The organism is Streptomyces sp. NPDC048507 (assembly GCF_043199995.1).
Taxonomy (GTDB): Bacteria; Actinomycetota; Actinomycetes; order Streptomycetales; family Streptomycetaceae; genus Streptomyces.
On sequence record NZ_JBICWZ010000010.1, the window covers coordinates 85,910 to 97,977 of the forward strand.

General features: G+C 73.3%; 11 protein-coding genes and 1 riboswitch. Of the genes, 3 read left to right on the top strand and 8 right to left on the bottom strand.

Features of this window, described 5'->3' with window-relative positions; all coding sequences use genetic code 11:
- The first annotated feature begins 30 nt into the window (after nt 1–30).
- From ACGFXC_RS25710 to ACGFXC_RS25720, 3 genes are all read left to right on the top strand, one after another.
- Entirely contained in the window at nt 31–525 is a 495-nt protein-coding gene (locus tag ACGFXC_RS25710; RefSeq protein ID WP_393716508.1) for a GNAT family N-acetyltransferase, read from the top strand.
- A gap of 57 nt (nt 526–582) precedes the next feature.
- Nucleotides 583–713, top strand: a riboswitch (cobalamin riboswitch).
- Between the two features lie 143 nt (nt 714–856).
- Nucleotides 857–3,253, top strand: a complete 2,397-nt coding sequence (locus ACGFXC_RS25715) for a ribonucleoside-diphosphate reductase subunit alpha (protein ID WP_393716510.1) — start codon at nt 857–859, stop codon at nt 3,251–3,253.
- Entirely contained in the window at nt 3,253–4,266 is a 1,014-nt protein-coding gene (locus ACGFXC_RS25720) for a ribonucleotide-diphosphate reductase subunit beta (RefSeq protein WP_393716512.1), read from the top strand. Before ACGFXC_RS25715 ends, ACGFXC_RS25720 begins: the two co-directional genes overlap by 1 nt.
- Nucleotides 4,267–4,350: 84 nt before the next feature.
- On the opposite strand, the gene def is transcribed toward ACGFXC_RS25720, so the two are convergent.
- The 8 genes from def to ACGFXC_RS25760 all read right to left on the bottom strand — a co-directional run bounded on the left by def (nt 4,351) and on the right by ACGFXC_RS25760 (nt 12,046).
- A complete protein-coding gene (gene def / locus ACGFXC_RS25725; RefSeq protein WP_393716514.1) occupies nt 4,351–4,986 on the bottom strand; it encodes a peptide deformylase in 636 nt (211 codons plus the stop codon).
- A gap of 67 nt (nt 4,987–5,053) precedes the next feature.
- Complete coding sequence (locus tag ACGFXC_RS25730; protein WP_393716516.1) at nt 5,054–6,064, bottom strand: tetratricopeptide repeat protein; 1,011 nt, start codon at nt 6,062–6,064, stop codon at nt 5,054–5,056.
- Between the two features lie 104 nt (nt 6,065–6,168).
- Nucleotides 6,169–7,449 carry an HD-GYP domain-containing protein gene (locus ACGFXC_RS25735; RefSeq protein WP_393716517.1) on the bottom strand — a complete coding sequence of 427 codons (1,281 nt, stop codon included), beginning with the start codon at nt 7,447–7,449 and terminating at the stop codon, nt 6,169–6,171.
- Nucleotides 7,446–9,032, bottom strand: a complete 1,587-nt coding sequence (locus ACGFXC_RS25740) for an HD-GYP domain-containing protein (RefSeq protein ID WP_393716519.1) — start codon at nt 9,030–9,032, stop codon at nt 7,446–7,448. Before ACGFXC_RS25740 ends, ACGFXC_RS25735 begins: the two co-directional genes overlap by 4 nt.
- A gap of 182 nt (nt 9,033–9,214) precedes the next feature.
- Nucleotides 9,215–9,517, bottom strand: a complete 303-nt coding sequence (gene rsrA, locus ACGFXC_RS25745) for a mycothiol system anti-sigma-R factor (RefSeq protein WP_136213975.1) — start codon at nt 9,515–9,517, stop codon at nt 9,215–9,217.
- Nucleotides 9,514–10,158, bottom strand: coding sequence for a sigma-70 family RNA polymerase sigma factor (locus ACGFXC_RS25750; RefSeq protein ID WP_007266438.1), 645 nt, complete (start codon nt 10,156–10,158; stop codon nt 9,514–9,516). The genes rsrA and ACGFXC_RS25750 overlap by 4 nt, the downstream gene beginning before the upstream one ends.
- A gap of 335 nt (nt 10,159–10,493) precedes the next feature.
- Nucleotides 10,494–11,138, bottom strand: a complete 645-nt coding sequence (locus ACGFXC_RS25755) for an alpha/beta family hydrolase (RefSeq protein ID WP_393716521.1) — start codon at nt 11,136–11,138, stop codon at nt 10,494–10,496.
- An 83-nt stretch (nt 11,139–11,221) separates the two neighbouring features.
- The gene (locus ACGFXC_RS25760) at nt 11,222–12,046 is read right to left on the bottom strand and encodes an SOS response-associated peptidase (protein ID WP_393716523.1); all 825 of its coding nucleotides are present in this window, start codon (nt 12,044–12,046) and stop codon (nt 11,222–11,224) included.
- Nucleotides 12,047–12,068 lie beyond the last annotated feature (22 nt).

Here is a 12,068-nt window from a genome sequence, read left to right on the forward strand (position 1 = left end):
CGCGCACAGCGGGGGTGCACACTCAAAGCCATGGACATCGAGATCCGGGCGGCCCTGCCCGCCGAATACGAAGAGCTGGGCGAGATCACCGCACGGGCGTACGTGGGCGACGGGCTGCTCGCCTCCGACGCCGCCTTCTACGCCGGCGTGCTGCGCGACGTGGCCCGGCGGGCCGCCGACGGCGAGGTGCTGGTGGCCGTCGCCGAGGACACCCTGCTGGGCGGTGTGACCTTCGCCCCTCCCGGCAGCCCGCTCGCCGACATCGCCGGGCCCGCCGAGGCCGAGTTCCGGATGCTGGCCGTCGACCGCGAGGCGCGCGGACGCGGCGCCGGCGAGGCCCTGGTGCGGGCCTGTCTGGCCCGCGCCCGCGAGCTCCAGGGGGTCACGCACCTGGTGCTCTCCACCCAGCGGGACATGCGGGTGGCCCAGCGGATCTACGCACGGCTCGGCTTCACCCGTACGCCCGAACGCGACTGGGCCCCCGTCCCGGGGCTGACGCTGCTCACGTACCGAGTGGAGCTGTGACACCACGCTGAGCGAGGCCCGACACTACATGTGGGGGCTACCGCATCCGGCCGCCCCCACATGTATGCTCATGCCTGCTGTCGCCGCAGGGGAATCCGGTGCGAATCCGGAACTGTCCCGCAACGGTATGAAGTGCACCCTTTCGTGCTCCGCAAGTCCGAGGACCTGCCGACAGCGCACCCGGCTCGACCGAACCGGGTGCCGACCACGTCCGGGCCTCGCGGTTGGGCCGGTGGACGCCATGCGGTGGGTACGCGTACCCGCCATGCCCGCATGCGCCCGCTCGCCCCGCCCCGCCGATGACCGGGCCGAGCGAGGGAGAGCTCCCCCCGTGACCATCGCGCCCGCCGCACCGCGCGCCGAGTCCGACCAGCCCGCAGCCGCATCCGAGGCCGGGGGCCCCGGGGCCGCGCTGCTGCGCACCCTCACCGAGCTGACGGCCGACCTCCCCGACACCGACCCGGGCCGGGTCGCCGCCGCCGCCCTGCGCGGCCGCAGCTCCGTCGCGGACGAGGCCGAACTGCGCGGGCTGGCCACCGAGGCCGCCGCGGGCCTGATCTCCGAGGACCCGGCGTACTCCCGCCTCGCCGCCCGGCTGCTCACGCTGGCCGTGGCCGACGAGGCCGCGGGCCAGGGGTCCGTCTCCTTCGCCGAGTCCGTCGCCGTCGGTCACCGCGAGGGCCTGATCGCCGACCGCACCGCCGACTTCGTCGCCCTGCACGCCGCCCGGCTCGACGCGCTGGTGGAGCACGCGCTCGCCGAGGGCGCGGACGACCGCTTCGGCTTCTTCGGCCTGCGCACCCTGCACAGCCGCTACCTGCTGCGCCACCCCATCACCCGTCAGGTGATCGAGACCCCGCAGTACTTCATGCTGCGCGTGGCGTGCGGCCTCGCGGAGAACGACTCGGTCCAGGCCGTCGAGGAAGTGGCCTCGCTCTACCGGCTGATGAGCCGCCTCGACTACCTGCCCTCCTCCCCCACGCTCTTCAACTCCGGCACCCGCCACCCGCAGATGTCCTCCTGCTACCTGCTGGACTCCCCGCTGGACGAGCTGGACTCGATCTACGACCGCTACCACCAGGTCGCGCGGCTGTCCAAGCACGCCGGCGGCATCGGCCTGTCGTACTCCCGCATCCGCGCCCGCGGTTCGCTGATCCGCGGCACCAACGGCCACTCCAACGGCATCGTGCCGTTCCTGAAGACCCTCGACGCGTCCGTCGCCGCCGTGAACCAGGGCGGCCGCCGCAAGGGCGCCGCCGCCGTCTACCTGGAGACCTGGCACGCGGACATCGAGGAGTTCCTGGAGCTGCGCGACAACACCGGCGAGGACCAGCGCCGTACGCACAACCTCAACCTCGCCCACTGGGTGCCGGACGAGTTCATGCGCCGCGTGAACGCCGACGGCCAGTGGTCGCTGTTCTCCCCGTCCGACGTGCCCGACCTGGTCGACCTGTGGGGCGACGCCTTCGACGCCGCCTACCGCAAGGCCGAGGCGGACGGCCTGGCCCGCAAGACCATGCCCGCCCGCGACCTGTACGGCCGGATGATGCGCACCCTCGCGCAGACCGGCCAGGGCTGGATGACCTTCAAGGACGCCTCCAACCGCACGGCGAACCAGACCGCCGAGCCGGGCACGGTCGTCCACTCCTCCAACCTCTGCACCGAGATCATCGAGGTCACCGACGACGGCGAGACCGCCGTCTGCAACCTGGGCTCCGTCAACATGGGCGCCTTCGTGGTGGACGGGCAGATCGACTGGGAGCGCCTGGACGAGACCGTCCGCACCGCGGTGACCTTCCTCGACCGCGTCGTGGACATCAACTTCTACCCGACCGAGCAGGCGGGCCGCTCCAACTCCCGCTGGCGTCCGGTGGGTCTGGGCGCGATGGGCCTGCAGGACGTCTTCTTCAAGCTGAAGATGCCCTTCGACTCCCCCGAGGCGAAGGCCCTGTCCACCAAGCTCTCCGAGCGCATCATGCTGGCCGCGTACGAGGCCTCCTGCGACCTCGCCGAGCGCAACGGCCCCCTCCCGGCCTGGGAGCGGACCCGCACCGCCCGCGGCGTCCTGCACCCCGACCACTTCGACGTCGAGCTGAACTGGCCCGAGCGCTGGGACGCCCTGCGCGCCCGGATCGCGAAGTCCGGCATGCGCAACTCCCTGCTGCTCGCCATCGCCCCGACGGCGACCATCGCCTCCATCGCGGGCGTGTACGAGTGCATCGAGCCGCAGGTCTCCAACCTCTTCAAGCGCGAAACCCTGTCGGGCGAGTTCCTCCAGGTCAACGGCTACCTGGTGGAGGAGCTCAAGCAGCTCGGCGTGTGGGACGCTCAGACCCGCGAGGCGCTGCGCGAGTCCAGCGGCTCCGTCCAGGGCTTCGGCTGGATCCCGGCCGAGGTGCGCGAGCTGTACCGCACGGCGTGGGAGATCCCCCAGCGCGGTCTGATCGACATGGCGGCGGCCCGTACGCCGTTCCTCGACCAGGCGCAGTCGCTGAACCTGTTCCTGGAGACGCCCACCATCGGCAAGCTCAGCTCGATGTACGCGTACGCCTGGAAGCAGGGTCTGAAGACCACGTACTACCTGCGCTCGCGCCCGGCGACGAAGATCGCCCGCGCCGCCTCCGGCAGTGCCGTGCCGGCCGCCGCCACCCCCCTCCCGCAGGCCGTCGACGCCGACGCCCTGGCCTGCTCCCTTGAGAACCCCGAGTCCTGCGAGGCCTGCCAGTAATGAGCTCCAACGCCAAGAACCTGCTCGACCCGGGCTTCGAACTGACCCTGCGCCCCATGCGCTACCCGGACTTCTACGAGCGCTACCGGGACGCGATCAAGAACACGTGGACCGTCGAGGAGGTCGACCTCCACTCGGACGTCGCCGACCTCGCCAAGCTGACTCCCGCCGAGCAGCACATGATCGGCCGTCTGGTCGCGTTCTTCGCCACCGGTGACTCGATCGTCTCGAACAACCTGGTGCTGACGCTCTACAAGCACATCAACTCCCCGGAGGCGCGCCTGTACCTGTCGCGCCAGCTGTTCGAGGAGGCCGTGCACGTCCAGTTCTACCTGACGCTGCTCGACACCTACCTGCCCGACCCGGACGACCGCGCGGCGGCCTTCGACGCGGTCGAGGAGATCCCCTCGATCCGCGAGAAGGCGCAGTTCTGCTTCCGCTGGATGGATTCGGTCGAGAAGATCGACCGGCTGGAGACGAAGGCCGACCGCCGCCGCTTCCTGCTGAACCTGATCTGCTTCGCCGCCTGCATCGAGGGCCTCTTCTTCTACGGCGCCTTCGCGTACGTGTACTGGTTCCGCTCGCGCGGCCTGCTGCACGGTCTGGCCACCGGCACCAACTGGGTGTTCCGCGACGAGACCATGCACATGAACTTCGCGTTCGAGGTCGTCGACACCGTCCGCAAGGAGGAGCCGGAGCTCTTCGACGACGCGCTCCAGCAGCAGGTCACCGACATGCTGAAGGAGGCCGTGGAGGCGGAGCTGCAGTTCGGCCGCGACCTGTGCGGTGACGGCCTGCCGGGCATGAACACCGAGTCGATGCGCGAGTACCTGGAGTGCGTCGCGGACCAGCGTCTGGTCCGCCTCGGCTTCCCGGCGGTCTACGGCTCGCAGAACCCGTTCTCCTTCATGGAGCTCCAGGGCGTCCAGGAGCTCACGAACTTCTTCGAGCGCCGCCCGTCGGCCTACCAGGTCGCGGTCGAGGGCACCGTCGACCTGGACGAGGACTTCTAGCCCGCCCGCGCCACGGCGAAGGCCCCGCTCCGGATTCCGGGGCGGGGCCTTCGCGCGTGCGTACGGGCCTGCGGGGTCCGCGGATCAGGCGTTCGGGACGACCTCGTAGCGCGGGGTGCCCTCGTCCATCTGCCGCAGCGCGTCCTTGCGGTCGCGCTTGGAGAGCCGGTCGATGTACAGGTACCCGTACAGGTGGTCCGTCTCGTGCTGGAGGCAGCGCGCGAAGTAGCCGGTGCCGCGGACCTTGATCGGGTTGCCGAGCGCGTCCTGGCCGGTCACCTCGGCGTAGTCCGGGCGGGCCAGCGAGGCGTAGGCGGTCGGCACCGAGAGGCAGCCCTCGTTCGAGTCGTCCAGCACCCGCCCGGCGGCCGGCAGCTCCACCAGCTTCGGGTTGACCACGACACCGGTGTGCCGCTTGCCGTCGTCGTCCGGGCAGTCGTAGACGAAGACCTTGGCGTCCACCCCGATCTGGTTCGCGGCCAGGCCCACGCCCTCGGCGGTCTTCTGGCTCGCGAACATGTCGTCGATCAGCTGCGCCAGCTCCTCGCCGAACTCGGTGACGTCCTTGCACTCCCGGTGCAGCACCGGGTTGCCGACCACCGTGATGGGGCGGGACGTTCCGCGCTCGCGGTGGGCGAGCTCGCGCGCCTCACAGCCCTCGGTGTCCACGACGTAACCCTCGTCATCGACCGGGACCACCTGGTTCTCCTGCTGCGCCATGTCCGCCGTACGCCTTCCGTAGATTCGCCGAGCCACCGATGTGACCGGTACAGCCTACGGCCCGGGCTCAGCAGACTTCTTCGAGATCCCGCCACTCGCGGCTGTCGGGGCTGTCCGCGACCCAGCCGTCGAGCAGCCCGCGCACCAGACCGGCCGGGGCCGCGATGCCGCATTCGCGCTCGGGCACCCACAGGGAGCCCGAGCCGGCCGTCCGGTGGCCGAGCGGGCCGGGGTGGCCCGGTTCGCTGTGGTCGTGCGGGTCGAGGTGGTCCCCCTCGCCCTCGCCGCTGGGCATCTCGCTCTCCGAGCAGGTCCGGCACAGCAGCCGTACCGACGAGGACCAGTCCTCGGCGGCGAAGCCGGCGTCGGAGGCCAGCTGCTCCAGGGCGTCGCGGTCGGCCTCGGTGGCCGCCTCCAGCAGCACCACCCAGGTCGGCACCGGGGAGGGCGCCCACAGCTCGATCTCGTCGAAGACCGGGTACGAGGGTCCGGCGGCGGTGATCCGCTCGCCGTGCGGAACGCCGTCGTGCAGGACGACCTCGCCCCAGCGGCGCCCCGAGGAGGGCAGCGGGATGGACAGGACCTCCATCCGGGCCGGATCGAGCCTGCGGCCCCACACGACCTCGGCCTCCCCCTCCGGGGACAGCCGCACGGCGGCGCTGCCGAGCTCCATGCCGACCGGCTCTCCGCCGTGCCGGCCGTGGTGGGAGGCCGCGCCGTGCGGGTCGCCGGGCACCTTCAGCCCGTACGCCTGCCAGGCCCGGCGGGCCAGCGGCCAGTCCTGCAGGGCGGTCGCCGCGATCCCGACGTTCCACCAGTCCGGGGCGCCGGTCTCGCGGTCCAGCAGGGCCACGGCGCGCAGCCCGGCGGCCCGCGCCTGCTCCCAGTCGTGCCGGAACTTGTGCAGCAGGGCCAGGTTGAACCAGGACTCGGACAGCCAGGGCTCCAGATCGGCCGCCCTGGTCAGCAGCGCTCCCGCGTCCTCGTACCGACCGTCGCCGATCAGCGTGAACGCGCGGTCGGTGGCCTGCCGCCACGAGGCGGAGGGCCGATGCCGTACCTTCCCGAAGATCCTCACGATTCCCGCCTGCCGGTCCAACGGTGCAGCCTCACGGACACCCTCACGGACACTCCTACTGCATCCAACCATGCCCGCTCGGACGGCCGCTCACTACCCATGGGTTACCCCGGCGGAACGGGAACGACTCCGGCCCGCCCGCCGCTGGCCAGAACCCTCGCCAGACACTCCACGACCTCCGGCTGGTAGTCGTGCCCGGTGCCCAGCCGCAGCTGTTCCAGGGCGGCGAGTGAGCCGCCCGGGTGACGGCTCCCGCCGGCCAGGTCGTCGTACGCGTTCACGGCCCGCACGATGCGGGCGGCGACGGGCTGGTCCCGGTACGGCTCGGCCTGCCGCTCCACGATGACCGCGACCTCCGCGGGCACCCCGGTCTGGCGGGCCACCTCGCCGCCGAGCCCCGCGATCCGGCGCGCCTCCTCGGCGGGCAGCCCGGCGGTGGCCCCCGAGGGCACGGGGTCGACCAGCGAGAGCTGGCCGATGTCGTGCATCAGGGCGGCGTACTCCAGCACCGTGAGCTCCCGCTCCGAGAGCCCCAGCTCCCGCCCCACGGCGCAGCTGAGGGCGGCGACCCGGCGGGAGTGCCCCGGCGGGGTGCAACCGGCGATCTCGGTGGCCCGGGCCAGGGAGGTGATGGTCTGGCGGTAGGTGGTGCGGACCGCGGCGATCCGGTGGAAGGACATCTGGGTCAGCAGCAGCGGCACGCTGAACACGGGCAGGGCCCACAGTCCCGCCACGGCCACGCCGAGGGCCATCACCACCCCGGTGGCGCAGATCGCGGCGCCGACCCCGAGCTGGGCGCGCAGCTCGTCGCGCAGCAGCGCCCCGTACGGGCGGCCCGTGCGGGCCCCGGCCAGGGCGGCGGCGAGCACGGCGTCGCACAGGGCGCTGAGGCCGAGCAGGAGCAGCAGGAACAGCACGAGGAAGGGGCCCTGCCCGATCCGGTCCTCCAGCCGGCCGGAGTGGTAGAGCGGCTGGAAGCAGACGGCGGCGAAGGCCACGGTCAGGACCCGGCGGGCGACGTGGTCCAGGGCCGGGCCGCGGCCGCGGGCCACGTGCGGGACGCTCCCGGCGAGGGCGGCCGCGACGACGACGGCGACGGTCTGCAGGACGCCGTGCTGGGTGGGCTGCCCGGCGTCGGGCCCGAGCAGGGCGTACGCGAGGGCTCCGGCGGAACCGAGCGGCGCGGGCTCGCGCTCTCCCCGCGCCGGGTGCCCGGCGGCGCCGCCGCGGTGGTCGGACCGGGCGAGCTCGCCGACGGCGACGAGGGCGCCGAAGGCGAGGGCGGCGCCGGGTTCGTACACGCCGTTCCACAGGGTGTGGCCGATCCCCACGAGGGTGAGCAGTCCGGCGGCGGCCCGCACGGCCCAGGCGGTGGCGCCCCTCACCGGGCGCCCCGCCCCGGACCGGGCCGTCCGGGCGCCGCGGGCCGGTCCGGCGCGGCACGGTCCGGCGCGGTCCGGTCCGGCGCGGCACGGTCCGGCGCGGGCCGGTCCGGCGCGGCACGGTCGGATGCCGGGCCGCCCTCACCCCGCGGGCCGGGGGCCGGGCGCCCGTCCGCCGGGGCCGCCTCCCGGCCCTGGCCCGGCAGCCCCGGCAGGGCGGGCCCGCCGCCGCCCGGGCCCGGGCCGATCACCTGGAGGTCTTCGTCGGAGGTGACCACGGGGTGCCAGCCGTGCCGCCCGATGGCGTCGACCAGCGCCCGCACCACGGCCGGATCGAACTGCGCCCCGGCGCACCGCTCCAGTTCCGTCAGCGCCACCGGCACCGGCCGGGCCCTGCTGTAGGAGCGGGTCGAGGTCATGGCGTCGAAGGAGTCGGCCACCGCCACCACCCGGGCCAGCACCGGGATCTGCTCCCCGCTCAGCCCGTACGGGTAGCCGCGCCCGTCGACCCGTTCGTGGTGGTGCAGGATCGCGGAGCGGGCCTCCCCCAGGAACCCGATGCCCCGGACCATCTCGTGCCCGTACTCGGGGTGCAGTTCGATGATCCGGCGTTCCTCGGGCGTCAGCGGGCCGTCCTTGCGCAGCAGCCTGGTCGGCACGCCGAGCTTGCCGACGTCGTGCAGGATCCCGGCGATGCGGACGACCTCCAGCCGGTCGGCGGCCATGCCCAGCTCGCGGGCGATCATCGCGGAGGCCTGGCCGACGCGTTCGCTGTGTCCGCGCGTGTACCGGTCCTTGATGTCGACGGCCTGGACCAGGGCCCGGATCGTGGCCCGGTGGGCGGCGCGCTCGTGGTGGTACTGGGCGAAGACCCAGCAGGAGATGTACATCGGCAGCAGGACCAGCAGGGCCGCGGGGATCCCGTACGGGCTGCGCCAGAGCACGGCCATCATCAGTCCGGCGAGGCCGTGCACGCAGTGCGGGGCCAGGGAGCGGGCGAGGAGCCCGTGCCAGGCGGTGGCGGCGGGCCGGCGTTCGGCGGCGGCCAGGACGCCGCCGTCGAGCGCGGTGAGCACCAGGCAGAAGACCACGGCCGCGGCGGTGGCCGGGAGCATCACGTACGGGAAGCCGGCCACCCAGGCGGACGGGTCCGCGCCCGGCCCGGCGCCCGCGGCCCCCCGCGATCCGGCGAGCGCCGCACGGCCGCCGAGGAGTCCGTAGGCCCCGCCGGCCGCCCACGCCGCGAGGGCCTGCTGCGCGGCGTGCCACACCCGGCGCACCCCGGCGGGACGGGTGACGACGGCCTGGGCGAGTCCGCCGGGCACGGCCACGAGCGCGGCGGCGGCGGGCGGCAGCAGGAAGACGGCGGCGGTCAGGACGGGGAAGAAGGAGCCGAGCCCCTCGGGCACCCGGGCGCCCGTCAGGGGGCAGGTCCGCAGCAGTTCGCAGCCGAGGTAGAGCGCGGCCAGCAGGGCGACGGCCGCCCAGGGCGTGGCGGGATCGGCGAGGGCGGGGGCGGCGCACGCGGCTGCCGCGAGCACGGCGGCGAGGACGTACGCGCGGGCCGCCGGCGGAAGTGCCCGCATGGCGCTCTCCTCCCCCTGTGCCGTGGCACGCCGGGCACCGGATCACACCGGTACCGAGAGGGGAGGATAGGTCGGCCCCCGCGGAAAGCAGGGGACATTTCCGCATTGCGCCGTACGGAGGCCCCCGGATTAGCACCTTCGGGTGAATGAAGTGGCTTTCCGGGGGCCGTTGTTCAAGCGTTTCAGCCGGGCGCGGGACCGGCCGTCACATCGTGGTCGGGCACGGCCTGGCCCGAGCGGATCAGCTCGATCCGGCCCATGACCTTGGAGCGTAGATCGCTCGGCACGTCGTCCGAACCGCAGCAGCGCTTCACCAGCTTCTTCACGGCCTGCTCCAGGCCGTACTTCTCCAGACAGGGATTGCACTCGCCGAAGTGCGTCTCGAACTTCGTGCAGTCACTGTCGGGCATCTCGTGGTCCAGGAACTCATAGAGATGGTCCAGGACCTCCGCGCACTCCGTCTCGTGCGGCTCTCCGCAGCTCATGAGCCCGAGCCTTTCAGGTCGTTCGACTCTCCCGCGCCCGCGGGGACCAGCCCGCGCTCACGGGCGTAGTCCTCCAGCATTCCGCGGAGTTGACGGCGGCCACGGTGCAGTCGCGACATGACCGTACCGATGGGTGTACCCATGATGTCCGCGATCTCCTTGTACGCAAAGCCCTCCACGTCGGCAAGATAGACCGCGATGCGGAACTCCTCCGGAATGGCCTGCAGCGCTTCCTTCACGTCGGAATCGGGCAGGTGGTCGAGCGCCTGCGATTCCGCGGAACGCAAACCCGTGGACATGTGCGACTCGGCGCGCGCGAGCTGCCAGTCCTCGATCTCCTCCGCGGCGCTGCGCTGCGGCTCGCGCTGCTTCTTGCGGTAGGAGTTGATGAAGGTGTTGGTCAGAATGCGGTACAGCCACGCCTTGAGGTTGGTGCCCTCGCGGAACTGGTGGAAGGACGCGTACGCCTTCGCGTACGTCTCCTGGACCAGGTCCTCGGCGTCGGCCGGGTTGCGCGTCATGCGCAGCGCGGCGGAGTACATCTGGTCGAGGTAGCCGAGGGCGTCCCGCTCGAACCGCGCGTTGCGCTCGGCGGTCGTCTCCTGCGCCTGGCCTTCGTCGGTCCCAGCGACAGGACCCACCTCCTCCGACAGCGTGGCGGCTCCGAAAGCGGATCCGCTCGAATCGGAGAATAGTCGACCATCCCGGCCCTCCGCCGCCCGGAGCGAAGCGCTCTTGGGCGCGGGCAGCACCGTCCAGTCCAGGTCAGCGGCCTGCCGACGGTTCTGACTGATGACCTGGGTCATGCGCTCCCTCTCCTCCGACGATTCCCCTGCGTTGCGACACTCCGCACAACAGGCGGCCCGGGCAGGGCATTCCCGGGCGCGCCAAGGGTTTGCGCGGCCGCCGGGGCGCCGCGCGGCGGCGGGTGAGCGGGATCACTGCGCAATCCGTCAGGTCGCCGCGGGACCGGCGGTCACCCGATGAGCCGGTCGAGCCACGCGCCCACCGCCCCGGTGATCACGGCGAGCGCCTCGTCCTGGGTCGGGGCACCCCTCTTCGGCACCGCGAAGCCGTGGTCCCCGCCCGGCACCTCCACCAGTTCGTACGGGTCCGCGCCGGCCGGCCGCGGGAACTCCCCCGGGTTCCCGAACGGGTCCCGGCCGCCCTGGAGGACGAGGGCGGGCCGCCCGGCGTCGAGCAGTTCCCCGGCCCGGGACTTCTCGGGGTGGCCCGGCGGGTGCAGCGGGAAGGCCAGTGCGAGCACCCCGGCCGCGTCGAGCCCGACGGCGGTGCGGCAGGCCACCCGGGCCCCGGCGCTGCGCCCGCCGGCCACCACGGGCGGGCCGGGCCGCCGCAGCGCGGGCCACACGGCCCGCCAGCCCTCGTCGAGCACCTTGGGGGCGGCGGCGACCTTCTTGCCCGCGACCCGCCAGGGCTGCTCCACCAGGGCGACGGTGACCCCGCGCGCGGGCAGCGCGGCGGCCAGGGCCATCAGGTCCCGGGCCTCGATGCCGCCCCCGGCGCCGTGGCCGAGGGCCAGTACGAGCCGTGCGGCGGGGGCGGTGTGCCAGGTGACGCGGGCCTCGCCCGCCGGGGTGTCGACGCTCTCGGTGGTCATCCCCCGATGATGCCGTCCGCCCGGCGCCGCGGAGCGCGGACCCGCAGGTCACGCGGGCCGGGCGGGCCGCGTACGGGCCCCGGTCAGAAGAGGGTGGCCTCCTCGGGCGCGGCCAGCTCGGTGAGCAGCTCCGGCCCGTTGTTGCGCACGTTGCTCACGGCGGTGGACACCGGGTAGGCGCGCATCAGCCCGCCGGGCGGCGGCGCGAGCAGGCCCCGCAGCTCGTCCTCGTCGGTGCGGGCCGGGTCCAGCCAAGCGTCCCAGCGGTCCGGGGTCAGCATGAGCGGCATCCGGGGGTGGATCTCGGAGAGCGAACGCGGCCCCTCGGCGGGCCCGGCGGGCGGTCCGGCCAGCGGCCCGGTCTCGGCCTCCGCGGTGATCACCGAGCAGGTCGCCCACCAGGCCAGCGGGTGCTCGGCGGGCAGCGCCGGGTCGCGCCAGAACTCGTAGATGCCGGCCATCGCGAAGACGGAGCCGTCGGCGGGCAGGACGAAGTACGGCTGCTTGCGCGCCCGCTTCTTCCTGCCCTCCACCTCCAGCTCGCGCTCGTCGTGGGCGGTGACCCACTCGTAGTAGCCGTCGGCGGGCAGGATGCAGCGCCGCTGGGCGAAGGGGCGGCGGAAGGACGGCTTCTCGTGCAGGGTCTCGGACCTGGCGTTGATCATCCGGGCGGCGCCCTCGGGGCTCTTGGCCCAGGAGGGGACCAGCCCCCATTTCAGGACCCGCAGCTGACGAACCGGACGCGGGTCCCGCGCGTCCTTCAGGGGACGGTCCAGGACGACGTGGACCTCCTTGGTCGGCGCCACGTTCCAGTCCGGCGCCGGCGCCTCCAGCGGCTCCCACCGCTCGACCCCGAATATCCCGGCCAGCTCCTCCGGCGTACGACTCGCCGCAAACCTTCCGCACATGGCTGACACACTGCCATGGCAG